The organism is Pseudomonas urmiensis (assembly GCF_014268815.2).
In the GTDB taxonomy this organism is placed as follows: domain Bacteria; phylum Pseudomonadota; class Gammaproteobacteria; order Pseudomonadales; family Pseudomonadaceae; genus Aquipseudomonas; species Aquipseudomonas urmiensis.
On sequence record NZ_JABWRE020000001.1, the window covers coordinates 3,426,898 to 3,452,500 of the forward strand.

Genomic DNA, 25,603 nt, shown 5'->3' on the forward strand with positions numbered 1-25,603 from the left:
AGGACGTTGACTGGTGCCCCTGCCTGCCTTCCTGTCATCAAATGAGATCGCGAAGGGCGAGCTCACTTCTGATGCGTTGCAACACCTGCTCGATGGACAACTCTGTCGAGTCCAGCTGAATCGCATCGGCCGCCGGCTTGAGCGGGGCCACTGCACGCTGGGTGTCACGCTCATCGCGCGCACGTATCTCATCCAGGAGACTCGCCAGACTAACATCTTCACCCTTGCCCTTCAACTGCAAATAGCGGCGTCGAGCGCGTTCCTCCGCGCTGGCGGTGAGGAACACTTTCAAGGGCGCATCGGGGAACACCACGGTGCCCATGTCACGGCCATCGGCGATCAACCCGGGGGCTTCGCGGAAGGCGCGCTGGCGCTGCAGCAAGGCTTCACGCACTGCCGGCAGCGAAGCCACCATCGAGGCGCCGGCGCCGACTGTCTCGGTGCGGATGACATTGCTGACGTCTTCACCCTCAAGGATGATCTGTTGCAGCTTACCGGGTTCAGCCGCGATGAACTGCACATCCAGATGGGCGGCCAGGGCCTTGAGCAGCTCTTCGTTGGTCAGGTCGACGCCGTGGTTGCTGGCGTTGAACGCCAGCAAACGGTACAGCGCGCCGGAGTCGAGCAGGCGCCAGCCGAGCTCGCGGGCGAGCAGTCCGGCTACGGTACCTTTACCCGAACCGCTAGGTCCGTCGATGGTGATGACGGGGGCTTGCGAATTCACGATTGAGCCTCTTGCGCGACGCGGATGCCAACTTCGGCGCACAGGGCGAGGAAGTTCGGGAACGAGGTGGCGACGTTGGCGCAGTCATGGATGCGTACCGGCGCAGTGGCGCGCAGCGAGGCAACGCTGAAGGCCATCGCGATACGGTGGTCGCCGTGACCATGCACTTCGCCGCCGCCGATCGGGCCGCCGTCGATGATGATGCCGTCCGGGGTCGGTTGGCACTTCACGCCCAGGGTGATCAGGCCGTCAGCCATGACCTGGATACGGTCCGATTCCTTGACCCGCAGCTCTTCGGCGCCACGCAGGATGGTGCGCCCTTCGGCGCAGGCAGCGGCGACGAACAGCACGGGGAATTCGTCGATGGCCAGCGGCACCAGCTCTTCAGGGATCTCGATACCTTTGAGCTTGGCCCCGCGCACGCGCAGGTCAGCCACGGGCTCGCCGCCAACTTCACGCTGGTTTTCCAGAGTGATGTCGCCGCCCATCAGGCGCAGGATGTCGATCACGCCGGTACGGGTCGGATTGATGCCAACGTGCTCCAGCACCAGCTCGGAACCCTCGGCAATCGATGCCGCGACCAGGAAGAACGCCGCCGACGAGATATCTGCCGGGACTTCGATGCGGGTTGCCGTCAGCTTGCCGCCAGCCTGCAGCGAGGCGACCGGGCCGTTGGACTCAACGGCATAGCCAAAGCCGCGCAGCATGCGCTCGGTATGGTCACGGGTCGGCGCAGGCTCGGTGACGGTGGTCTTGCCTTCGGCGTACAGGCCTGCCAGCAGCAGGCAGGATTTGACCTGGGCACTGGCCATCGGCAGCGTGTAGGTCAGCGCCTTGAGCTTTTGCCCACCGCGAATGGTCAGCGGTGGACGGCCGTCCGGGCCGGTCTCGACCACAGCGCCCATCTCACGCAGCGGGTTGGCCACGCGGTTCATCGGGCGCTTGGACAGCGAAGCGTCGCCGGTCATGGTCACGTCGAACGGCTGACCGGCCAGCAGGCCGGAGAGCAGGCGCATCGAGGTGCCGGAGTTGCCGACATAGATCGGCCCAGGCGGCGGCTTGAGGCCATGCAGGCCGACGCCATGAATGGTCACCCGACCATGGTTGGGGCCTTCGATGACCACACCCATGTCGCGGAAGGCCTGCAGGGTCGCCAGGGCGTCCTCGCCTTCGAGGAAGCCTTCGACCTCGGTGGTGCCTTCGGCCAGCGAGCCGAGCATGATCGAGCGATGGGAAATCGACTTGTCGCCTGGAACGCGGATCCGTCCGGACACGCGGCCACCAGGTTGGGCCAGGAAAATCAGATCGTTGGCGTTCATAGCGTCCACATAGGCCCGACGGGCCAAGATTTTACTGAAATGCTCGCGGGCAACCCGAGCGCGGGTGAATACACCCAGCAACTGGTGCCCGTCCCCTGCATCGACCGCGTCGCGCAAGGCGTCGAGGTCGCTACGAAATGTATCAAGGGTGCGCAGGACAGCTTCGCGGTTGGCGAGGAAGATGTCGTGCCACATGATCGGGTCGCTACCGGCGATTCTCGTGAAATCGCGGAAGCCTCCCGCAGCGTACCGGAAGATCTCGAGGTTTTCATTGCGCTTGGCCAGCGAGTCGACCAGGCCAAACGCCAGCAGGTGCGGCAGGTGACTGGTGGCGGCCAGCACTTCGTCGTGGCGCTCCACCGGCATGTGCTCGACATCTGCATCCAGCGCACGCCACAGGCGATCGACCAGCGCCAGCGCGGCAGGGTCGGTTTCAGCCAGAGGCGTGAGGATGACTTTATGGCGGCGGAACAGCGTCGCATTGGAAGCCTCCACCCCGCTCTGCTCGGAGCCGGCTATCGGGTGACCGGGGACGAAGCGCGGCAGGGACGCACCGAGCACTTCGCGGGCGGCGCGTACCACGTTGCACTTGGCGCTGCCGACATCGGTGATGACCGCATCGCCGAGATCGAGCTGGGCCAGGCGCGCGAGGACTTTTTCCATGGCCAGGATTGGCACGGCCAGCTGGATGACGTCGGCGCCGACGCAGGCGGTCGCCAAGTCTTCTTCGCAGCGGTCGACCACGCCTAGCGCTACTGCCTGTTTGCGTGAGGGTGCGTCGAGATCGACACCGACCACTTCACGGCACAGGCCGCTTTCGCGCAGGCCCTTGGCGAACGAGCCGCCGATCAGGCCGAGGCCGACGACTACCAGGCGACCGATAATCGGCGCGGATTTGTTTGCTACCACATCAACCACGAGTGCGAACCCTGTTCAGAACGGCAGCCTGCTGCCGGATGAAAACATGCAGGTCATTTGAGGGGCTGGGGCCGCTGCGCGCCCCTTCGCGGGCAAGCCCGCTCCCACAGGGATTTGTGTCGTGCACAAGATCAGGTACAGCACAGAACCCTGTGGGAGCGGGCTTGCCCGCGAAGGGGCGCGCAGCGGCCCCATCACCCTCACAGACCCGCTTCAACCTCAGAGTACCGCCTTCGGATACGAGCCCAGCACTTTCAGCGCAACGGCTTCCTGGCTGATCTTCTCCAGCACCGCCTTGATCAGCGGGTCGCGGTGATGACCCACGAAGTCGATGAAGAACACGTACGTCCACTTGCCGCTACGCGACGGACGAGTCTCGATGCGAGTCAGGTCGATGCCATTGTCATGGAACGGCACCAGCAGCTCATGCAGCGCACCGGGCTTGTTGCTCATCGAGACGATGATCGAGGTCTTGTCGTCGCCGGTCGGCGGGACTTCCTGGCTGCCGATCATCAAGAACCGCGTGGAGTTGTCCGGACGGTCTTCGATCTTCTCCGCCAGGCGGGTCAAACCATACAGGTTGGCCGCCATATCGCCGGCGATCGCCGCCGAATTCCACTCACCCTTGACCCGCTTGGCCGCCTCGGCGTTGCTCGAAACCGCCACGCGCTCGACGTTCGGGTAATGGGCGTCCAGCCACTTGCGGCACTGGGCCAGCGACTGGGCGTGGGAGTAGATGCGGGTGATGCTGTCGGTCTTGGTGTTCTCGCCCACCAACAAGTGATGGTGAATACGCAGCTCGACTTCACCGCAGATGACCATGTCGTGCTCGAGGAAGCTGTCGAGGGTGTGGCTGACCGCACCTTCGGTGGAGTTCTCCACCGGCACTACGCCGAAGTTGACGGCGCCAGCTGCCACTTCGCGGAACACTTCGTCGATCGCCGCCATCGGCTTGCTGATCACGGCGTGACCAAAGTGCTTCATCGCCGCCGCCTGGGTGAAGGTGCCTTCAGGGCCGAGGTAGGCGACCTTGAGCGGCTCTTCCAGGGCCAGGCACGAGGACATGATTTCGCGGAACAGCCGCGCCATCTCTTCGTTACCCAGCGGCCCCTTGTTGCGCTCCATGACGCGCTTGAGCACAGCTGCTTCGCGCTCAGGGCGATAGAACACCGGCTTCTCGCCTTCGGCCAGGGTGGCGGTCTTGACCTTGGCCACTTCCTGGGCGCAGCGGGCACGCTCGCTGATCAGCTCGAGGATTTTCTCGTCGAGGCTGTCGATGCGCACGCGCAGCGCCTTGAGTTCCTGCTCGGCCATCAAGCGTGCTCCTTCTCGAATTCGGCCATGTAGCCGACCAGCGCTTCAACGGCGTCCAGACCCAAGGCGTTGTAGATCGAGGCACGCATGCCGCCGACCGAACGGTGACCCTTGAGGTTGAGCAGGCCACGGGCGTCAGCACCGGCAAGGAAGGCCTTGTCCAGGCGCTCGTCAGCCAGGCGGAACGGTACGTTCATCCACGAACGGGCGTTGACGCTGATCGGGTTGGTGTAGAAGTCGCTGGCATCGATGAAGCCGTACAGACGGTCTTTCTTGGCGCGGTTGCGTGCTTCCATGGCCTCGACGCCGCCCTGCTCCTTGAGCCACTCGAACACCAGGCCCGAGAGATACCAGGAGTAAGTCGCCGGGGTGTTGTACATCGAGCCGTTGTCGGCCGAAACCTTGTAGTCGAGCATGGTCGGGCAGCTGCTGCGGGCGCGACCGAGCAGGTCTTCGCGCACGATCACCACGACCAGGCCGCTTGGACCGATGTTCTTCTGCGCGCCGGCGTAGATCAGGCCGTAGTCGGCAACGTTGATCGGACGCGAGAGGATGTCGGACGACATGTCGACCACCAGCGGAACGTCTCCGGTCGCGGGCACCCAGTCAAACTGCAGGCCGCCAATGGTTTCGTTGGAAGCATAGTGGACGTATGCGGCGTTCTTGGTCAGGCTCCATTCGTTCTGGCCTGGAATAGCCAGGTAGTCGTAGCCCTTGGCGCTGGCAGCGACATTGATGTTGCCGAAGCGGCGCGCTTCTTCGATGGCCTTTTTCGACCAGATGCCGGTTTCGACGTAGTCGGCAGTGCCGGTTTCCGGCAGCAGGTTCAGCGGGATCTCGGCAAACTGCTGGCTGGCACCACCCTGCAGGAACAGGACTTTGTAGTTGGAGGGGACGGACAGCAGGTCACGCAGGTCTTGCTCGGCCTTTTCAGCGATGGCCACGTAGTCGTCGCTGCGATGGCTCATCTCCATCACCGACAAGCCCTTGCCACGCCAGTCCAGCATTTCAGCCTGGGCGCGCTGCAGGACAGCGTCAGGAAGCGCAGCAGGGCCTGCGCAGAAGTTAAAGGCTCGTTTGCTCACATCCACTCTCGCTCTGCTCTGTTCAGTAAGCGGGGCGACCATAGTCGCCCCGCCGGGTTGTTGCGCTGTGTTATTCCTGAGGCGCCTCTTCGGCGGCGCCGGCATCGTCATCAGCCGCGTCCACCGCGTCGATCTCGACGCCCTCTTCGCCCTCGATCAGCTCATCGAGGTCTTCGGAAGGCTCCTGGATCCGCTCGAGCCCCACCAGGGTCTCGTCGCTGGCCAGCTTGATCAAGGTCACACCCTGGGTGTTACGACCCAGGCTGGAGACCTCGCCCACCCGGGTACGCACCAACGTGCCCTGGTCGGAGATCAGCATGATCTCTTCGCCTTCCTGGACCTGGATCGCCCCGATCAACAGACCGTTGCGCCCCTTGGTACCCATGGCGATCACGCCCTGGCCACCACGGCCGCGACGCGGGAACTTGGACAGCGGAGTGCGCTTGCCGAAGCCACGCTCGGAGGCGGTGAGGATCTGCGCGCCGGACTCAGGGATCAGCATGGAGATGATCCGCTGGCCTTTGCCCAGCTTCATGCCACGCACGCCGCGTGCGGTACGGCCCATTTCACGGACCACGCTCTCAGCGAAGCGAATCACCTTGCCAGCGTCGGAGAACATCATGACTTCCTTGGCACCGTCGGTGATGGCCGCGGCGATCAGGGTGTCACCTTCCTTGAGCTTCAGGGCGATCAGGCCATTGGAGCGCGGACGGGCGAACTGCACCAGCGGGGTCTTCTTGACGGTACCCGAAGCGGTAGCCATGAAGATGTAGGCGCCAGTCGGTTCGGCGACCAGTTCCGGCGTATCGCCGTCTTCTTCGTCGATTTCCTCTGGCTCGACCACCTCGCCTTCGAGCACAGTGTCGTCGGCATCGTCGATGTCTTCATCGACGCCAGCGCTCTGCTGCAGGGCTTCGAGGTCGATCTGCAGCATGGCGGTGATACCTTCACCCTCCTCCAGCGGCAGCAGGTTGACCAGCGGACGACCCCGGGCAGCGCGGGACGCTTCGGGAATGTCGTAGGTCTTGAGCCAGTACACCTTGCCCTTGCTGGAGAACAGCAACAGGGTGGCGTGGCTGTTGGCGACCAGCAGGTGCTCGATGTAGTCCTCGTCCTTGACGCCGGTAGCCGACTTGCCTTTGCCGCCACGGCGCTGGGCCTGGTAGGCGGACAACGGCTGGGTCTTGGCATAACCACCGTGGGAGATGGTCACCACGCGCTCTTCTTCCGGGATCATGTCGCCGTAGCTGAGGTCGTGACGGGCATCGAGGATTTCGGTGCGGCGCACATCGCCGTATTCGGCGCGGATCGCTTCGAGCTCTTCGCGGATCACTTCCATCAGGCGCTCGGCGCTGCTGAGGATGCGGATCAGCTCGCCGATCTGGTCGAGAATCTCTTGGTACTCGGCCAGCAGCTTCTCGTGCTCAAGACCGGTCAGGCGGTGCAGGCGCAGGTCAAGAATGGCCTGGGCCTGTTCCGGCGACAGGAAGTACTTGCCGTCGCGCATGCCGTATTGCGGATCGAGGTCTTCCGGACGGCAGGCATCGGCACCGGCACGCTCGACCATGACCTGCACAGCGCTGGACTCCCAAGGCGTGGTCACCAGGGCTTCCTTGGCTTCGGACGGGGTCGGCGAGGCCTTGATCAGGGCGATGACCGGATCGATGTTGGACAGCGCGACTGCCTGGCCTTCAAGGATATGGCCACGCTCACGGGCCTTGCGCAGCTCGAATACGGTACGACGGGTCACCACTTCACGGCGGTGACGGACGAACGCTTCGAGCAGGTCTTTGAGGTTGAGCAGGCGCGGACGACCGTCGATCAGGGCGACGATGTTGATGCCGAATACGCTTTGCAGCTGGGTCTGGGCATAGAGGTTGTTGAGGATCACCTCCGGCACTTCGCCGCGACGCAGCTCGATGACGATGCGCATGCCGTCCTTGTCGGACTCATCGCGCAGCTCGGTGATGCCTTCGAGTTTCTTCTCTTTGACCAGCTCGGCGATCTTCTCGATCAGACGGGCCTTGTTCAGCTGGTACGGCAGCTCGGTGATGACGATCTGCTGGCGACCACCGACCTTGTCGATGTCTTCGATCTCGGAGCGGGCGCGCATATAGATGCGGCCACGGCCGGTGCGATAGGCCTCGATGATGCCGGAGCGGCCATTGATCAGGCCGGCCGTTGGGAAGTCAGGGCCAGGGATGAACTGCATCAGCTCATCGATGGTGATTTCCGAATTGTCGATCAGCGCCAGGCAGCCGTCGATGACCTCGCCGAGGTTGTGCGGCGGGATGTTGGTCGCCATGCCCACGGCGATACCGCTGGAACCGTTGACCAGCAGGTTGGGAATCCGCGTTGGCATGACCGCCGGGATCTGCTCGGTGCCGTCATAGTTGGGCACCCAGTCGACCGTTTCTTTGTGCAGGTCGGCCAGCAGCTCGTGAGCCAGCTTGGTCATGCGCACTTCGGTGTATCGCATGGCCGCGGCGTTATCGCCGTCGACCGAACCGAAGTTGCCCTGACCGTCGACCAGCAGGTAGCGCAGCGAGAACGGCTGGGCCATACGCACGATGGTGTCGTAGACCGCAGTGTCGCCGTGCGGGTGGTACTTACCGATGACGTCACCGACCACACGGGCGGACTTCTTGTACGGTTTGTTCCAGTCGTTGCCCAGCTCGCTCATCGCATAGAGAACGCGGCGATGCACGGGTTTCAAGCCGTCACGCGCATCGGGCAGTGCACGCCCGACAATCACGCTCATCGCGTAGTCGAGGTAAGACTGTCTCAGTTCGTCTTCGATATTGACCGGGAGGATTTCTTTGGCCAGTTCGCCCATGAGAAGCCTGATTCCTTTTTCTGGTGAAACCTCGTCCAAGTCCATCAAGGACGAACGAAGCTCGTCGCCGCAGCGCACAGTGGTGCGACGACTTACGACAAATCAATAGGTTGTGCCTTGGATCTGCGCAATGAAGACCACCTCAATGGGCGGCCTTGGAAACTGCCGGATGGTATCACAAAGGCGGTGCCGATGGGAGATATGGCAGGTTGCCGCTAATTCGTGAAATCCGCAGGCCCGCAGCCACTCCCATCGCGGGGCAAGCCCGCTCCCACGCCCCGCTCCAGACCGGTTTCAGTGCAGACGCTTACGGCACATCAATTGGGCAAGCTTGGCGGTGTCTGGCCGCTCGACGATGCCTTTTTCGGTCACGATCACATCGACCAGGTCCGCCGGGGTCACGTCGAACACCGGATTGAACACCTCCACCTCAGCGGCAAAGCGGCTGGCCGCGACATCCAGCAACTCGTCGGCATCGCGCTCTTCCAGTGGAATGTCATCCCCCGTCGCCAGGTTCAGGTCGATGCTGGTGCTCGGTGCCACGACCATGAAGCGCACGCCGTGGTGCATTGCCGCCACCGCCATCTGGTAGGTGCCGATCTTGCTGGCCACATCGCCATTGGCAGCGATGCAGTCGGCGCCGACCACCACCCAGGTGATGCCCTTGACCTTCATCAGGTGGGCCATTGCCGAATCCGCGCAGAGCGTCGCCGGGATGCCTTCGTGGGCCAGCTCCCAGGTAGTCAGGCGCGAACCCTGCAACCAAGGGCGGGTTTCGCCGACATACACGCGCTCGACCATCCCTTCGAGGAAGGCTGCGCGAATCACCCCCAGCGCCGTGCCAAAGCCGCCGCTGGCCAAGGCCCCGGCATTGCCGTGGGTGAGCAGGGTCTGCTCATTGCCCTGATGGCGACGGATCTGCTCGATGCCGTACTGGGCCATGGTCAGGTTGGCTTCACGGTCGCTCTCATGAATCGCTACGGCTTCGGCTTCCATTACCGCCAGCACGTCTTCATCCGGGCGCAGGCGCTGCAGCCGATCACGCATGCGGTTGAGCGACCAGAACAGGTTGGCGGCGGTCGGGCGCGACTCGGCCAGGGCGAGGAAATCCTCCTCCAGGGCCATTTCCCAGTCGTCATCCTCGGCCAGCCGATCGCGCAGGGCCAGAACCAGGCCGTAGGCGGCGCTGATGCCAATCGCTGGCGCGCCACGCACCGCCATGCCCTGGATCGCCTTGACCACATCTTCTACATCGGTGCAAGCCAGCCAGTGCTCTTGCGACGGCAGCAGGCGCTGGTCGAGCAGATGCAGGGTGCCGCCACGCCACTGGATGCCGGTCACCTTCTCCGCCGCCAAAAGTCGCTCGCGCATCGCCTGTCCCCGTCGTTCGGTGATCAAAAGGCGGCGATTATAGCGAGCCTCAGCCGCGGGCGCTCGGGTATACTGCGCGTTCCGCCCAAACGTTGCAGGTAGCCCACGCATGCCCACGCCCTCCACTCCCCTAGACCTGCTGCTGGTGCCGGCTTGGCTGGTACCTGTGGAACCGGCCGGGGTAGTACTGGAAGGCCATGCCCTGGGCCTACGCGACGGCCTGATCGCCTGGATCGGCCCACGCGAGCGTGCACCGGCCGCCAACGAGGTGCGCGAGCTGCCCGATTGCCTGCTCTGCCCTGGCCTGGTCAACGCCCATGGCCACGCCGCCATGACGTTGTTCCGCGGTCTGGCTGACGACTTGCCCTTGATGACCTGGCTACACGAGCACATCTGGCCCGCCGAGGGGCGTTGGGTCGATGAGGGGTTCGTCCGTGATGGCACTGACCTGGCCATCGCCGAGCAGCTCAAAGGCGGCATCACCTGCTTCGCCGACATGTATTTCTACCCCCGCGAGGCCTGCGACCGGGTCCACCGTAGCGGCATCCGCGCCCAGGTGGCGGTGCCGTTGCTGGACTTCCCGATCCCTGGCGCACGCACGCCAGACGAAGGCCTGCACCTGGCCATCGAGCTGTTCGGCGATCTGCGCCATCACCCGCGCATCACCATCGCCCTCGGCCCGCACGCGCCGTATACGGTCAACGACCACAACCTGGAGAAGATCCGGGTGATTGCCGACCAGCTGGATGCGCCGCTGCACATGCATATCCACGAAACCGCCAGCGAGGTCGAGCAGGCCGTGGCCGAGCATGGCGAGCGGCCGCTGGCCCGGCTGGCTCGGCTGGGCCTGCTGGGCCCCAACCTGCAAGCGGTGCACATGACCCAGATCAGCGACGACGATCTGGCGCTGCTGGTAGAAAGCAACACCAGCGTAATCCACTGCCCGGAGTCCAACCTCAAGCTGGCCAGCGGCTTCTGCCCGGTCGAGCGCCTGTGGCAGGCTGGGGTCAATGTCGCGGTAGGCACCGATGGTGCAGCCAGCAACAACGATCTGGACCTGCTTGGCGAGACTCGCACCGCCGCCCTGCTGGCCAAGGCGGTCGCTGGCTCTGCGGCGGCGCTGGATGCTCACCGCGCGCTGCGCATGGCTACCCTCAACGGCGCCCGCGCCCTGGGGTTGGAAGCGCGCATCGGTTCACTGGAGGTGGGCAAGGCTGCGGACCTGGCGGCCTTCGACCTGTCGGGCCTGGCCCAGCAGCCGGTCCACGACCCGGTATCACAATTGATCTACGCCACCAGCCGCGACTGCGCGCGGCACGTTTGGGTGGCCGGCGAGCAACTGCTCGACGAGCGCCGCCTGACGCGCATGGACGAAACGGCGCTGACCGCCATGGCCCGCACCTGGGGCGCGCGCATCGCAGGCAAAGAATGACTGGCCGGCAGCTGCGGCTGCCGCCCTGTGACACCTTTCATCGAAGATTCAGAGGATTTGTTCAATGAGCAACGTCGACCACGCCGAAATCGCCAAATTCGAGGCCCTGGCTCACCGCTGGTGGGACCGCGAGAGCGAGTTCAAGCCGCTGCACGACATCAACCCGCTGCGCGTGAACTGGATCGATGAACGCGTCAGCCTGGCCGGCAAGAAGGTACTCGACGTCGGCTGCGGCGGCGGCATCCTCAGCGAAGCCATGGCCCAGCGCGGCGCCACTGTGACTGGCATCGACATGGGCGAAGCGCCGCTGGCGGTGGCCCAGCTGCACCAGCTGGAATCGGGCGTCGAAGTCGAATACCGGCAGATCACCGCCGAGGCCCTGGCAGAAGAAATGCCCGAGCAGTTCGACGTGGTCACCTGCCTTGAGATGCTCGAACACGTGCCCGACCCTTCGTCGGTAATCCGCGCCTGCTACCGCATGGTCAAGCCGGGCGGCCAGGTGTTCTTCTCCACCATCAACCGCAACCCCAAGGCCTACCTGCTGGCGATCATCGGCGCCGAGTACATCCTCAAGATGCTCCCGCGCGGCACCCACGACTTCAAGAAATTCATCCGCCCGTCGGAGCTCGGCGCCTGGAGCCGCGTGGCCGGCCTGGAAGTCAAAGACATCATCGGCCTGACCTACAACCCGCTGACCAAGCACTACAAGCTGTGCAGCGACGTTGACGTCAACTACATGATCCAGACCCTGCGCGAGGAATGAGCATGCGTTTGCGAGCAGTACTCTTCGACATGGACGGCACGCTGCTAGATACCGCGCCGGACTTCATCGCCATCTGCCAGGCCATGCTCGCCGAGCGCGGCCTGCCTGCCATTGACGACAAGCTGATCCGCGACGTGATCTCCGGCGGCGCCCGGGCGATGGTCGCTGCGACCTTTGCCATGGACCCGCAAGCCGAAGGCTTCGAGGCCCTGCGCCTGGAGTTCCTCGAGCGCTATCAGCGAGACTGTGCCGTGCACAGCAAGCTGTTCGATGGCATGGGCGAGCTGTTGGCCGACATCGAAAAAGGCGGCCTGATCTGGGGCGTGGTGACCAACAAGCCGGTGCGCTTCGCTGAGCCGATCATGCAGCGCCTGGGCCTGGCCGAGCGTTCCGCGTTGCTGATCTGCCCGGACCATGTGAAGAACAGCAAGCCTGACCCTGAGCCGCTGATCTTGGCCTGCAAGACCCTGGACCTGGACCCGGCCAGCGTCTTGTTCGTCGGCGATGACCTGCGCGACATCGAGTCTGGCCGCGACGCCGGCACCCGTACTGCGGCAGTGCGCTATGGCTATATTCATCCTCAGGACAACCCCAACAATTGGGGTGCAGACGTGGTGGTGGACCACCCGCTGGAGCTGCGCAAGGTGCTCGACAGCGCGCTTTGCGGCTGCTGATTACTCTCAAAGGAGCTTACCAGCCGCGTGGGAGCGGGCTTTCCCGCCCCCTCGCAGGTGTGCGGCCCTACTGAATTCAAAGGACAGAGCTCATGTTCGACTACACCGCCCGCCCCGACCTGCTCAAAGGCCGGGTCATCCTGGTCACCGGCGCTGGCCGTGGCATCGGCGCCGCTGCCGCCAAGGCCTACGCCGCCCTTGGCGCCACCGTCCTGCTGCTGGGCAAGACCGAAGCCAATCTCAACCAGGTCTATGATGAAATCGTCGCCGCCGGCCACCCTGAGCCCGTAGCGGTCCCGTTCAACCTGGAAACCGCCCTGCCCCACCAGTACGACGAGCTGGCGGTGATGATCGAGAAAGAGTTTGGTCGCCTCGACGGCCTGCTCAACAATGCCTCGATCATCGGCCCACGCACCCCGCTGGAGCAGCTGTCGGGTGACAACTTCATGCGCGTGATGCACATCAACGTCAATGCCACGTTCATGCTCACCAGCACGCTGCTGCCGCTGCTCAAGCTGTCCGAGGATGCTTCGGTGGTGTTCACCTCCAGTAGCGTTGGGCGTAAGGGCCGGGCTTACTGGGGGGCGTACGGGGTGTCGAAGTTCGCTACCGAAGGGCTGATGCAGACCCTGGCCGACGAGCTGGAAAACGTGGCGCCGGTACGCTCCAACAGCATCAACCCAGGGGCAACCCGCACCGCCATGCGCGCGCTGGCCTATCCGAGCGAGAATCCGCAGGATAATCCGCTGCCTGAAGAGATCATGCCGGTGTATCTGTACCTGATGGGGCCGGATAGCAAGGATGTGAATGGGCAGGCGCTGAACGCCCAGTAAGCTGGCCTGCGCCTGTAGCGACGCTATCGCGAGGCAAGCCCAACCGAGTCCGCCCTGCCTGACGCTGCTCCAGCTGCATGCAGCGCTCCAGGAACAGGTACATGCAGTCATAGCTCTTGCACACCGCCCGGCGTAGCTCGGCGCGCAACAGCGGGGTGGGATTCTCCCCGACCAGCGTGCAAATGATCTCCAGCGCCTCCCACGGATGCGCATCGTCATACTGGGCATGCATCTTCAGCCACTTCATGGCGCGCTTGCGGGTCTCTTCAGGGAAGCCCTGGGCATAGGTATCATCCGCACAGACCACCGCCGACCACTCCCCGGTCGCACCCTCGATGGCATAGTTGGTCGCCGCCATGGCAATGGCCAGCGACTCGGTGGCGCACACTCGCCAGCACCAATCGTTCAGGCCATTGAGCTCAGGCGGCACGTCCTGCGCCTGCAGATCCCCCAGGGTGACGCCATGGGCGTGGCACCAGTGCACCCAGTAATCAGCATGGTTGAGCTCGACGCGGATATTGCGCATCAACCAACGCCGGGCCATGTCTTCGCCGGGATGGCGGGCGAAGCGGGTCTTGGTCAGGTTGTGCGCCATGTACAAGGAGAATTGCTCGACCACCGGCCAGCCGCCAATCAGGTACTGGCGAATGGTCGCCGGCCTCAGTTGGCCATCGCGCAGGCGCTGATAGAATTCGTGCTCGACCACCCGCCGCTTGCTTTCACGACAGTCGTCGATCATGTGTTGCGCCCACTGCGGATAACTGGCGGGATCCATCAATGGCCCGATCCGAACGAATGTATCAATCACTGTCAGCTCCTTGATTCCTTGTGATTTTTCGAACGACCTTCAGCGAAACGTCCCTGGTGCCCTTTGCAGCAGTGGCCTTGCAGCAATCCGCTGGCGTTGCAGGCTGTCGCAGGTGAATACCTGCGGCCGCTCGATCAAGTAGCCCTGGGCGTAGTCCACGCCGATTTCCTGCAGGGCCTGCTCGATCAATGGAGTCTCGACAAACTCGGCAATCGTCCGTTTACCCATGACGTGGCCGATGTGGTTGATCACCTCCACCATAGCGCGATTGATCGGATCGTCCAGCATATCTTTAACGAAACTTCCGTCGATCTTCAGGAAGTCGACGGGTAAATGCTTCAAATAAGCGAATGACGACATTCCGGCGCAGAAATCATCCAGGGAGAACCGGCAGCCCAATCCCTTCAATTCGTTGATGAAGCGAATCGCACTGCCCAGGTTGGCGATGGCGCTGGTTTCGGTAATTTCGAAGCAAATCAGCCGCGGCGGGATGTCGAACTCGCCGAACAGCCGCTGCAAATATTCAAGAAACTTGTCATCACCGATGCTCGAACCGGACAGGTTGATCGCGCACATCGCCAGCGGCCCGCCGCGGTCCTCGTCCAGGCACTGGCGAATGATCTGGAACACATTGCGCACCACCCAGCGATCCAGCGCGGTCATCAACCCATAACGCTCGGCCGCCGGAATGAAGCTGTCCGGCATCACCGTGCGTCCGCTCTCGTCGTGCAGCCTGAGCAGAATTTCAATATGCCCCGGCCCTTCCTGGTAGCTCAAAGGCGCGATCTCCTGGGCATACAGGCAGAAGCGGTTTTCTTCCAACGCCACGTGCAGGCGCTGGATCCAGGCCATTTCGCCAAAGCGCATGGACAGCTCGCTGTCATCGGCGTGATAGACCTGCACCCGGTTGCGCCCCTTCTCCTTGGCCATGTAGCAAGCCATGTCGGCGGCCCGTAGCGAAGCTTCCAGGGTGCTCGGCGCCTGGGCCATGTGCACCAGGCCAATACTCACCGTGGTAATGAACGGGCGGCCTTTCCAGACAAAATGCAGGCTCTGGACAAGCTGGCGCAGATGCTCAGCGATGCGCTCGGCCTGCTCCGCCGGGCAGTTTTCCAGCAACACGCCGAACTCGTCGCCCCCCAGGCGCGCCAGGGTATCGCCCTCGCGCAAACCCGACTGCAATACGGCGCAGATGTGCCGCAGCAACTCATCGCCGGCAGCATGGCCGCAGGTATCGTTGACCAGCTTGAACTGATCCAGATCGAGGAACATCAGCGAATGCCGCCCAGCCTGGCGCGCCAGGCTATTGAGCGCTTGTTCCAGGCGGTATTCGAATTCGCGGCGGTTGGCCAGACCGGTCAGGGCGTCGTGGGTTGCCTGCCAGGACAGGTTGGCGATGTATTGGCGCTCCTGGGTCATGTCGTGCAGCACCAGCACGATGCCGCTGACTTTGCCAGCACTGATGATCGGCGAGCCGACCAGATTGATCGACACGGTGCTGCCGTCCAGACGCTGGATCAAACGAGCATGTTCGGCACCGCCCTTGAGGCTGCCGCTGAGCACTTGCTCGACCAGACTGCGGGCATCCTCATCACTGTGTTCATCGACCAGGCTGAACAAGGCCGTCAACGGCAGGCCATGGGCCGGCCCGGCCTGCCAGTGGGTCAACTGCTCGGCGGCCGGGTTCATGAAGACGATATTGCCCTCGACATCGGCCGTGATCACCGCATCACCAATCGACTCCAAGGTGATCTGCGCCCGTTCGCGCTCGGCCTGCAAGGCACTGGCAAACGCCTGGCGCTGGGCCAACAGTTTGCTTGAGCGGCGCCAAGCCATGGTGATGAGAAACAACGCGGTGAGCAGGTTGGTGATCAGCAACACCTTGAGCAACACCCGCGAGCCTTCACCCAGGGCATCGCTGAAGGCCTTGGCCGCAGGCGTCACGCCCTCGTTGATATTGACGATGCGCGCCTTCCAGGCACTTATCTGCTCGGGGTCTGGCTGCCCACTGGCGAACCCTGTGCGCATCTCGTTGGCGAGAATATCCAGCTGACGTAAATAGTCATCGCCGATATCCCAATAGGAAATGGCCGTTTCCATGTAGCTGATATGACGAAAGTTGCGATAGAACCAGATGATCCGGGTGACATCATCAGGGTGATTGCCGCCCTGCAGGATGCCCGCCCGCGCAGCATCGAGGTCAGGGTTAAGCTGGTCGAGCGCCAGGCGTAGCTCGTGGTCGCCCTGCGGCACGGCAATGGCCTGGCGATAGCGCTGGAAAATCCGTTCGCTTGGGCTTTCGGCGTACAGGTTGAGGTAATAGATGGCGTCTTTCTGCGCCTTGGACCAGAGGCTCTCCCCTGCCACATAGGCGCGTACCGCCGAAAGCGTGTAGAGGCTGAGGCTGCCCAGCAAGACCTGGAAAATGACAACCGCGACAAAGGGCCAGATGATGCCCAATAGCTTTGGCGCTTCTAGAGTACGAATTCCCTTCATGGATTCCCTGTCACTGCGGCAGATAAGGCACGAATCAACCCAGACAAGCACTAGCGTAGGCCATTTGCCATCTGCGTGGAGGGATTTTAATAACGCCATAAAAGAGATTTGTAGCGTCTAGTCGGGCCTCATCGCGCGACAAGTCGCAGCGGTGCGATGAGGCCAAACTAACTACAGAAAAACTCAGGTCTGCTGCAAATGCCCGTACAACTTGGCATACAGCCCACCCTCAGCAATCAGTTGCTGATGATCGCCATCCTCGGCCACATGCCCGCCATCGAATACCAATACCCGATCGGCTTGTTTCACCGCAGAGAGGCGGTGAGCGATGATCAGCGTGGTGCGGCCACTGAGGAACCGGGCCAACGCCTGGTGCAGGTTGTACTCGGTTGCGGCATCCAGCGCCGAGGTCGCTTCGTCGAGGATCACCACCTTAGGTTCGGCCAAGACCATCCGGGCAATCGCCAGACGCTGGCGCTGACCACCCGACAAGCGCACACCCGAACGCCCTACCACGCTGTCCAGCCCTTGCGGCAAGGCGGCGATGGTGGCGTCGAGCTGGGCAATGCGCAGCGCCTGCCAGCAGGCATCATCACTGCACTCGCGGCCCATGGTCAGGTTGGCGCGCACCGTGTCGTTGAACAGCGAAGGATGCTGCAGCACGACTGCGACGTTCTCACGCAGGGTCTCCAGGCCGATCTCCTGCAAGCTCGCGCCGCCAAAGCGGATGGTGCCGGCTTGCGCGGTATACAGGCCCAACAGCAACTGCACCAGGGTGCTCTTGCCGCCGCCGCTGGCACCGACGATGGCGACCTTCTCGCCGGGGGCGATGGACAGCTCCAGATGCTCCAGCACCGGCTCGTCAGCATAGGCAAAGCGCAGGTCGCGCACCTCGATTGCCACCGTTTCGCGGCCGCTGAACGGGTCAGTGGCCGCCGGGTACTGCGGCTCGTCATCGCGCGCCAGCAGTTCGTTGAGCCGGCTCAGCGCGCCGCCTGCGGCATAGTAGGCGTACTGCAGGTTGAGCAACTGCTCGACCGGGCCGATCATGAACCACAGGTAGCTGAACACGGCCAGCATCTGGCCGATCGACAGGTCCGAGAACAGCACCGTGAGCATCGCCGCGGCGCGAAAGATGTCGATACCGAACTGGAACAACAGGCCGCTGGCCCGCCCGCTGGCGTCGCTTTTCCATTGCGAGGCCACGGCATAGTCGCGCACTTCCCGGGCGCGCAGGCCAAGGCGCCCGAGGAAATAGCCCTGGCGGTTGCCAGCGCGGATTTCCTGGATGGCGTCGAGGGTTTCGGTCAGTGCCTGGGTAAAGCGTGCGGTGCTGTCGTTTTCCAGCTTCTTCAGGTGCTTGACCCGCTTGCCCAGCTGCACAGTGAAGTAGATCACCAGCGGGTTGAACAGCAGAATCAGCAAGGCCAGCTGCCAGTGCATCCAGATCAGGATCGCCGCTGTACCGGTCAAGGTCAGCACCGCTACCAGGAAGCGACTGAGGGTCTCGCCGACGAACTTGTCCAGGGTATCCAGGTCGGTGACCAGATGGGTGGTCACGGTGCCGCTACCCAGGCTTTCGTATTCCTTGAGCGAGATCCGTTTGAGCCGCTCGATCAGGCGAATGCGCAGGCGGTAGACGATGTCCTTGGCCAAGCCGGCAAACAGCTTGGCCTGCACCACGTTGAACGCCAGCGCCGCCAGGCGCAGGCACAACGTAGCCACCAGCATCAGGCCGATGTAACCAGCCGCTACCTGCCAGTTGGCCGGCAACAGGTTGTTCATCCACTTGAGCGCGGCGTCACCGTTACCCAGCAGCACCTCGTCGACCAACAGCGGCAGCAGCAAAGGGATCGGCACGCTGCACAGGGCTGCGAGCACCGCCACCAGGTTGGCGCTCCACAAGGCTTTGCGGTGATGCAGGGCCAGGCGGCGGATTTCCGCCCAGCTCAGTCGATCGGCCACAGTTTGAGGCTTCCCCGGCACAGGGTCGGGCGACCCTGGCAGATCAAGCACAAGCGGCCTGCTGCAGCCAGCGGCCGAGCAAGGGTTGCAAGCGCTCCAGCGGCTGGTAGCCGTTGGTCAGCAGTGCCAGCTGGCCATTGCGCTCGGCCAGCAGCGTCGGGAAGCCGGCAATGCCCAGGTCCTGCACCCAACTAAAATCGGCAGCGGTCGCGGCGCGGGTTTCGCTACTGATCAGGCTGGCAGAGAACTGTTCGCGGTCAAAGCCGGCCTGTTCGGCCAGCTCGAGCAACTGCGGCGCACGGGTGACGTCCAGGCCGTGCTCGTAGAAACCGCGCTGAATCAGTGCCAGCAGGCCCCAGGCCCGCTCGGCATCCAGCTCGCGCGCAGCGACCAGGGCACGGCAGGCAGGCTCGGTGTCGTAGACAAAACCATCAGGCATCGCCCCGTCGAAGCGAAACACCTGGCCCGTCGCTTCAGCCACGGCCTGCCAGTGCTCAAGGATATAGCGACGGGTCGAGGCATCCAGCGCGCTGCTGCCGGTGCGCAAACCGCCGGCTACCAGGCGGGTCGGCACGCCGGCGTCTTGCGCCTGGGCGATCAGGGCCTGCGCCACTGGCGCAAAGCCCCAGCACCAGGAGCACATCGGGTCCATCACATAAAGCAGGCGTGCAGACATGCATCAAGCCTCGGCTTTGTAGTTGTAGCCGATCGGGTGGGGCAGATTGCGCGCCTTGGCCAGTTCGATCTGCTTCTGCCGGTCGATGGCGCTGCGTCGGGTCTTCTCGCTGAGGCTGTCCCAGCAATGCGGGCAACTGACACCCGGCGAGTAGTGTTCGGACGCACGGTCTTCCACGTTGATCGGATGACGGCAAGCGTGGCACTGGTCGTACTCGCCCTCGGTCAGGTCATGACGCACCGTGACCCGGTTGTCGAAGACGAAGCAGTCGCCGTCCCACAGGCTTTGTTCCTGAGGCACTTCCTCGAAGTACTTCAGCACGCCACCTTTAAGATGATAGACCTCCTCGAAGCCTTCACCGAGCATATAGCTGGAGGCTTTTTCGCAGCGGATGCCACCGGTGCAGAACATCGCCACCTTCTTGTGCTTGCTGGGGTCGAAGTTGGCCTTGATGTAGTCGGGGAACTCGCGGAAGGTCTCGGTCTTCGGGTCGATCGCGCCCTTGAAGGTGCCGATGGCCACTTCGTAGTCGTTGCGGGTGTCGATCAGCAGCACTTCGGGGTCGCTGATCAGCGCGTTCCAGTCTTTGGGCTCGACGTAGGTGCCAACCTTGTGGTTGGGGTCCACGCCCGGCACGCCGAGGGTGACGATCTCTTTTTTCAGCTTGACCTTGGTGCGGTAGAACGGCTGCTCGTCGCAGTAGGATTCTTTGTGGTCAACGTCGATCAGGCGCGGATCATTGCGCAGCCAGGCGAGCAGGCCGTCGATGCCTTCGCGGGTGCTCGACACGGTGCCGTTGATGCCTTCTAGGGCCAGCAGCAAGGTGCCTTTGACGCCGTTGTCCAGCATGGCCTTGAGCAGCGGCTCGCGCAGCTCGACGTAGTCTTCCAGGGTGACGAACTTGTACAGCGCCGCCACGACGATAGCTTGGGACATGAACACTTTTCTCCAGGTGGTCACCCTCGTAAGGGGCGGACCGGAATGACAATTTGACGATGAATCATAAATGCACGTGGGAGCGGGCTTGCCCGGCGATAGCGTCGATTGGCGCTATTGCCGGGCAAGCCCGCTCCCACGGGTGATGCGAAGTTTACCAGAATGGCCTGAAGGATTCAGTGACCGCCGCCCGCGCAGACCGGCGAGGCTGGCGCAGCGCCAACCTGGGCCCACTCTTCAGGGGTATAGGTATGAATCGCCAGGGCATGAATCTGGCCCATCAAGTCGCCCATGGTCGCGTAGACCTTCTGGTGGCGCTTGACGCTGTTGAGGCCGGCGAACTGCTCGCTGACCAGCACCGCCTTGTAGTGGCTTTCCTGGCCGCGGCTGTGCATGTGGCTCTCGTTGAACACCTCAAGGTGCTGGGTGCCCAACGGCGCCAGTTGCTGCTCGATGCGTTGCTGCATGCTCATCGGGTGTTACTCACTTTTTCGCGGGAGCCGCTTTGCCAGCGTTGGGGTCGAGCTCCTTGGTCATGTCTTCGAGCAGCTTGTTGACCACAGGCACCGCAGGCTCAAGGCTCTGCTGGGTCAGCTGGGCCGACTGCTGGGTGACCTTCGGCATTTCGCGCAGGACTTTCTTGCCCAGCGGCGACTCGTAGAACTTGACCAGGTCCTTGAGCTCGCTTTCGGTGAAGGTCGCGGTGTACAGGCTGACCATTTTCGGCTGCAGCTTTTTCCAACCGATGGCGTTGTCCAGGGCGGTGTTGGCCTTGGCCTGGTAGCTGTCGAGCACGGACTTCTTGGAGGCCGGCGCCTTGGTCTGCTCGAAGCGCTGGGCAAACATCTGCTGGACCTGCATGTACACCGGAGTGCCCAACTTGTCAGCGTTGGCCAGGGTCAGGAATTTCTCGGCGGCTTGGTTGTGAGCAGGGGTGGCGGCGAGTACCTGGCCGCTGGCACAGGCCAGCGCGACGGCGGCACAGAGGACACGGAGACGGGTCATTGCAAATCCTTCAAGAGAGGGAGGCGGATACCTCAGAGTAGAGCATTCTGCGCCGCGCTGGGCGCTGTACTCAAGTGGCACGACGAGCGATTGAACCGCTCTTTCGAATCAGGGCCTAAACTGCGGATTCAGACGACAAAGGAGTGAACGCAGCATGAGCCGTATCGAGACAGACAGCCTGGGTCAGGTCGAAGTTCCTGAGGACGCTTACTGGGGCGCACAGACCCAGCGTTCGCTGATCAACTTCGCCATCGGTAAAGAGCGCATGCCGCTTGCCGTGTTGCACGCCCTGGCGCTGATCAAGAAAGCCGCGGCGCGGGTCAACGACCGCAATGGCGACCTGCCGGCCGACATCGCCCGGCTGATCGAGCAAGCCGCCGACGAAGTACTCGCTGGCGAGCATGACGAGCAGTTTCCGCTGGTCGTCTGGCAGACCGGCAGCGGTACCCAGAGCAACATGAACGTCAACGAAGTGATCGCCGGGCGCGGCAACGAACTGGCCGGCAAGGGTCGCGGCGGCAAAGTGCCGGTGCACCCGAATGATCACGTCAACCGCTCGCAGAGTTCCAACGACTGCTTCCCTACCGCGATGAACATCGCCGCGGCGCAGGCTGTGCACGACAAGCTGCTGCCGGCGATTGCCGAATTGTCCGCAGGGCTGGCCGAGCTGTCGGCGCGCCACATCAATCTGGTCAAGACCGGCCGCACGCACATGATGGATGCCACGCCGATCACCTTTGGCCAGGAGGTATCGGCCTTCGTTGCCCAGCTCGACTACGCCCAGCGCGCCATCCGCGCCACCTTGCCGGCGGTGTGCGAGCTGGCCCAGGGTGGCACGGCGGTGGGCACCGGCCTGAACGCCCCGCACGGTTTTGCCGAGGCGGTGGCAGCTGAACTGGCGGCGCTGTCCGGCCTGCCGTTCGTCACGGCGCCGAACAAGTTTGCCGCCCTTGCCGGCCACGAGCCTCTGACCAGCCTGGCTGGCGCGCTGAAGACCTTGGCGGTGGCCTTGATGAAGATCGCCAACGACCTGCGCCTGCTCGGCTCTGGCCCACGTGCCGGGCTTGCCGAAGTGCGCTTGCCGGCCAATGAGCCGGGCAGCTCGATCATGCCCGGCAAGGTCAACCCGACCCAGTGCGAGGCGTTGTCGATGCTCGCCTGCCAGGTGCTGGGCAACGACGCGGCGATTGGCTTTGCCGCCAGCCAAGGGCATCTGCAGTTGAACGTGTTCAAGCCGGTGATCATTCATAACCTGTTGCAATCGATCGAGTTGCTGGCCGATGGCTGTCGCAACTTCCAGCAGCACTGCGTGGCCGGGATCGAGCCGGATGCCGAGCAGATGGCGGCGCATCTGGAGCGCGGCTTGATGCTGGTGACAGCGCTCAATCCGCATATTGGCTATGACAAGGCGGCAGAGATTGCCAAGAAGGCTTATAGCGAGGGCACGACCTTGCGCGAGGCGGCCTTGGAGCTGCAGTACCTGACTAACGAGCAGTTCGATGAGTGGGTGCGACCGGAAAACATGCTGGCGCCGGGGGCCAAGGGCTAAAGAGTTGTAGTGCCTGTACTGGCCCTATCGCGGGACAAGCCCGCTCCCACGGGATCACACGTGGGAGCGGGCTTGTACCGCGATAGGGCCGGCGAGGCAATCAATGCACCTGAGCCAAACGCGCCCGCCGTGCCCGCCAGCCGGCCACCAACGACGGCCCCAGGGCGACCATCGCCGACCCCGCCACCACCGTCACCGCGCCCACATAACCCAGGGCATTGATGTCCTCGGCATGCACATAATCCGGCCACAACCACGCCGCCAGCGCCACGGCAACGAAGGTCACCAACGGCGTCAAGGCCAGGGTCGCACTCACCCGCGAGGCTTCCCAGTGGGCCAACGCCTCGGCAAACGCGCCGTAGGCCACCAGGGTGTTCAGGCAGCAGGCCAACAACAGCCAACCCTGCAACGGGCTCAACTGCAGCGCCTCCAGCGGATGCACCCAGGGCATCAGCAAGCCGGCGCAGCCCAGGTAGATCACCATCATCACTTGCTGCGAGTTCCACACGGTGAGCAACTGCTTCTGGCTCAGGGCATAGAACACCCAGATGCTGGTCGCCAGCAAAATGGTCAATACACCCGTGGTATAGGCGCCCAACGAGGTCAGAAGTTCTTCCAGGCGCTGATTGAAGAACAACCCAAAGCCCATCAGCAACACCAGCAGACCCAAGCCCTGCCCCAGGCTGAAACGCTCTTTGAAGACGAACACGCTGGCCACCAACAGCAGCACCGGGCCAAGTTGCACCACCAGTTGCGCGGTGCCGGGGCTGAGCAGCTTCAGCCCGATCAGGTACAGCACGTAGTTCCCCAGCAGGCCGCAGATGGCCACGCCCACCAGGCCCAGACGCTTGCGCCCCATGCCTGCAAAGGTTGGCAGCCGTCGATTGGCCGCAAGCCAGGCGAACAGCAGGCCACCAGAAACCAGCAGGCGATACCAGGTGACGGTCACCGGATCCATGACCTGCAGGACTTGCTTGAGCTTGATCGGCAAGATGCCCCAGAGCAGCGCGGTCAATAGTGCCAACAGCAGGCCATGGACCCAGCGTCCGGAAGTGATATGCATAACGTCCTCGTTCAAGCCCTTGGTTCGGGTCTGTGGATTCTAAGGGCTTGGAGTACGTGACTGGGGGAAAGTGGCGGGAAAAGAATTCATCAGGTCATTCCCACAGGGCATGGCTGGTCATGCCGGCCTCATCGCGGGGCAAGCCCGCTCCCACGCGACCTCGGCAACGTGGGAGCGGGCTTGCCCCGCGATGAGGCCAGCGCTGACACCATCACTTCTTGTCCTTGGCGAACGCCGCCTCCAACGCATCATTGATGGTGCGCAGCACCTTGACCCGCGCCCAGCGCTTGTCATTGGCCTCGACCAGCGTCCACGGCGCGATCTCGGTACTGGTGCGGTCGACCATATCGCCCACCGCCTCGGTATAGACATCCCACTTGTCGCGGTTGCGCCAGTCTTCCTCGGTGATCTTGTAGCGCTTGAACGGGATCTGCTCGCGCTCTTCGAAGCGCTGCAACTGGGTCTGCTGGTCGATCGCCAGCCAGAACTTGACCACCACCACGCCAGCGTTGCTCAACTGCTCTTCGAAGTCGTTGATCTCGCTGTAGGCGCGCATCCAGTCGGCTGGGCTGCAGAAGCCCTCGACCCGCTCGACCAATACCCGCCCATACCAGGAGCGATCGAAGATGGTGAACTTGCCCCGCGCCGGAACATGCCGCCAGAACCGCCACAGATACGGCTGGGCGCGCTCTTCCTCGGTCGGCGCGGCAATCGGCACGATGCGATACTGGCGCGGGTCGAGCGCCGCCGCTACTCGGCGAATCGCCCCACCCTTGCCCGCCGCGTCGTTACCTTCGAACACCGCCACCAACGCATGCCGACGCATGTGCTTGTCACGCAACAGCCCGGCCAGGCGTGCTTGTTCGGTGACCAACTGTTCCTGGTAGTCCTTCTTGTCCAGGCGCTGGGTCATGTCCAGCGCGCCGATCAGGTTGAGGTTGTCGATACTGCGCCCAAGCGGTGCGACGTTGCTCTTGTGCTTGGCCTTGGGGTCGACCGCCAGCGCCGCTTGCAGGCTTTCGAGCAAGATGCGCCCCACGGCCAGGCTGCGGTAGTGAGGGTCAGAGCCTTCGATCACATGCCAGGGGGCAAAGTCGCGGCTGGTGCGGCGCAGCACCCGCTCGCCGAAGCGCACGAAGCGGTCGTAGGTTTGCGACTGCTGCCAGTCCAGCGGGCTGATCCGCCAGCTGTGCAGCGGGTCGTCGCGCAGGGCCTTGAGGCGTGCTTTCATCTGCTTCTTGGACAGGTGGAACCAGAACTTGATGATCAGCGCGCCTTCATCGCAAAGCATCTGCTCCAGCCGCTCGGCGCCAGCGATGGCCTGGTCGAGCACGGCATCCTTGAACTGGCCATGCACCCGGCCCTGGATCATCTGGCTGTACCAGTTGCCGAAGAACACCCCCATCCGCCCCTTGGGCGGCAGTGCGCGCCAATAGCGCCAGGCCGGCGGCCGGGCCAGTTCCTCATCGGTCTGCTGATCGAAGGTCAGCACATCGATCAGGCGCGGGTCCATCCACTCGTTGAGCAGCTTGACCGTCTCGCCCTTGCCGGCGCCCTCGATGCCGTTGATCAGCACAATTACCGGAAAGCGCGACTGCTGCTTGAGTTCGTACTGAGCCTCGAGCAGTGCCTCGCGCAGGGCGGGCACTTCGGCTTCAAAGGTCTCCTTGTCGATGCTGTGACCGATTTCCGCAGATTCGAACATGGCTTTGCCTGGCTCCTTCAATGGAATGACAAGACTAGCGGAAACGCAGCTACAAGTTGCAAGCGACAAGCTGCAAGAAAAACCGAACCGTGCCACCATCTGCTTTTTCTTGCAGCTTGTCGCTTGCAACT

The 25,603-nt window shown here is 63.2% G+C and carries 19 protein-coding genes and 1 pseudogene; 5 read left to right on the forward strand and 15 right to left on the reverse strand.

Features of this window, described 5'->3' with window-relative positions:
- Window positions 1-37 precede the first annotated feature (37 nt).
- From cmk to mtnA, 6 genes are all read right to left on the reverse strand, one after another.
- Window positions 38-724, reverse strand: coding sequence for a (d)CMP kinase (gene cmk, locus HU737_RS15485; protein ID WP_186554759.1), 687 nt, complete (start codon window positions 722-724; stop codon window positions 38-40).
- On the reverse strand, window positions 721-2,928 hold the full coding sequence (locus HU737_RS15490; protein WP_367616064.1) for a bifunctional prephenate dehydrogenase/3-phosphoshikimate 1-carboxyvinyltransferase: 2,208 nt from the start codon (window positions 2,926-2,928) through the stop codon (window positions 721-723). Before HU737_RS15490 ends, cmk begins: the two co-directional genes overlap by 4 nt.
- Before the next feature lie 252 nt (window positions 2,929-3,180).
- A complete protein-coding gene (gene pheA / locus HU737_RS15495; protein ID WP_186554757.1) occupies window positions 3,181-4,275 on the reverse strand; it encodes a prephenate dehydratase in 1,095 nt (364 codons plus the stop codon).
- A complete protein-coding gene (gene serC / locus HU737_RS15500; protein WP_186554756.1) occupies window positions 4,275-5,360 on the reverse strand; it encodes a 3-phosphoserine/phosphohydroxythreonine transaminase in 1,086 nt (361 codons plus the stop codon). The genes pheA and serC overlap by 1 nt, the downstream gene beginning before the upstream one ends.
- A 70-nt stretch (window positions 5,361-5,430) precedes the next feature.
- Window positions 5,431-8,196, reverse strand: coding sequence for a DNA gyrase subunit A (gyrA, locus tag HU737_RS15505; protein WP_186554755.1), 2,766 nt, complete (start codon window positions 8,194-8,196; stop codon window positions 5,431-5,433).
- Between the two features lie 294 nt (window positions 8,197-8,490).
- Complete coding sequence (mtnA, locus tag HU737_RS15510; protein WP_186554754.1) at window positions 8,491-9,567, reverse strand: S-methyl-5-thioribose-1-phosphate isomerase; 1,077 nt, start codon at window positions 9,565-9,567, stop codon at window positions 8,491-8,493.
- Between the two features lie 109 nt (window positions 9,568-9,676).
- Here mtnA and HU737_RS15515 point away from each other — a divergent pair, with 109 nt between their 5' ends.
- From HU737_RS15515 to HU737_RS15530, 4 genes are all read left to right on the forward strand, one after another.
- Entirely contained in the window at window positions 9,677-10,999 is a 1,323-nt protein-coding gene (locus HU737_RS15515; RefSeq protein WP_186554753.1) for a TRZ/ATZ family hydrolase, read from the forward strand.
- Window positions 11,000-11,063: 64 nt separating this feature from the next.
- The gene (gene ubiG, locus HU737_RS15520; protein ID WP_186554752.1) at window positions 11,064-11,762 is read left to right on the forward strand and encodes a bifunctional 2-polyprenyl-6-hydroxyphenol methylase/3-demethylubiquinol 3-O-methyltransferase UbiG; all 699 of its coding nucleotides are present in this window, start codon (window positions 11,064-11,066) and stop codon (window positions 11,760-11,762) included.
- Window positions 11,763-11,764: 2 nt separating this feature from the next.
- Complete coding sequence (mupP, locus tag HU737_RS15525; RefSeq protein WP_186554751.1) at window positions 11,765-12,436, forward strand: N-acetylmuramic acid 6-phosphate phosphatase MupP; 672 nt, start codon at window positions 11,765-11,767, stop codon at window positions 12,434-12,436.
- Window positions 12,437-12,528: 92 nt separating this feature from the next.
- Window positions 12,529-13,269, forward strand: a complete 741-nt coding sequence (locus HU737_RS15530; RefSeq protein WP_186554750.1) for a YciK family oxidoreductase — start codon at window positions 12,529-12,531, stop codon at window positions 13,267-13,269.
- 34 nt (window positions 13,270-13,303) lie between these two features.
- On the opposite strand, the pseudogene HU737_RS15535 reads toward HU737_RS15530, so the two are convergent.
- The 7 genes and pseudogenes from HU737_RS15535 to HU737_RS15565 all read right to left on the reverse strand — a co-directional run.
- A pseudogene (locus tag HU737_RS15535) lies at window positions 13,304-14,077 on the reverse strand (iron-containing redox enzyme family protein); the annotation flags it as partial.
- A gap of 39 nt (window positions 14,078-14,116) precedes the next feature.
- Complete coding sequence (locus tag HU737_RS15540) at window positions 14,117-16,573, reverse strand: EAL domain-containing protein (RefSeq protein ID WP_186554748.1); 2,457 nt, start codon at window positions 16,571-16,573, stop codon at window positions 14,117-14,119.
- A 183-nt stretch (window positions 16,574-16,756) separates the two neighbouring features.
- Window positions 16,757-18,589 carry an ABC transporter ATP-binding protein gene (locus HU737_RS15545; protein ID WP_186554747.1) on the reverse strand — a complete coding sequence of 611 codons (1,833 nt, stop codon included), beginning with the start codon at window positions 18,587-18,589 and terminating at the stop codon, window positions 16,757-16,759.
- On the reverse strand, window positions 18,582-19,214 hold the full coding sequence (locus tag HU737_RS15550; RefSeq protein WP_186554746.1) for a DsbA family protein: 633 nt from the start codon (window positions 19,212-19,214) through the stop codon (window positions 18,582-18,584). Before HU737_RS15550 ends, HU737_RS15545 begins: the two co-directional genes overlap by 8 nt.
- Window positions 19,215-19,217: 3 nt before the next feature.
- The gene (trhO, locus tag HU737_RS15555) at window positions 19,218-20,150 is read right to left on the reverse strand and encodes an oxygen-dependent tRNA uridine(34) hydroxylase TrhO (RefSeq protein WP_186554745.1); all 933 of its coding nucleotides are present in this window, start codon (window positions 20,148-20,150) and stop codon (window positions 19,218-19,220) included.
- 176 nt (window positions 20,151-20,326) lie between these two features.
- Entirely contained in the window at window positions 20,327-20,623 is a 297-nt protein-coding gene (locus HU737_RS15560) for a BolA family protein (protein ID WP_186554744.1), read from the reverse strand.
- Between the two features lie 10 nt (window positions 20,624-20,633).
- Window positions 20,634-21,155, reverse strand: coding sequence for a DUF2059 domain-containing protein (locus HU737_RS15565; RefSeq protein WP_186554743.1), 522 nt, complete (start codon window positions 21,153-21,155; stop codon window positions 20,634-20,636).
- A 154-nt stretch (window positions 21,156-21,309) separates the two neighbouring features.
- Between HU737_RS15565 and HU737_RS15570 the strand changes: the two genes are divergently transcribed.
- A complete protein-coding gene (locus tag HU737_RS15570; protein ID WP_186554742.1) occupies window positions 21,310-22,704 on the forward strand; it encodes a class II fumarate hydratase in 1,395 nt (464 codons plus the stop codon).
- Window positions 22,705-22,804: 100 nt separating this feature from the next.
- Here the strand turns inward: HU737_RS15570 and HU737_RS15575 are convergent, their stop codons facing one another.
- Window positions 22,805-23,767, reverse strand: a complete 963-nt coding sequence (locus HU737_RS15575) for a DMT family transporter (RefSeq protein WP_186554741.1) — start codon at window positions 23,765-23,767, stop codon at window positions 22,805-22,807.
- Between the two features lie 211 nt (window positions 23,768-23,978).
- Window positions 23,979-25,472, reverse strand: a complete 1,494-nt coding sequence (pap, locus tag HU737_RS15580) for a polyphosphate:AMP phosphotransferase (protein WP_186554740.1) — start codon at window positions 25,470-25,472, stop codon at window positions 23,979-23,981.
- Window positions 25,473-25,603: the final 131 nt, after the last annotated feature.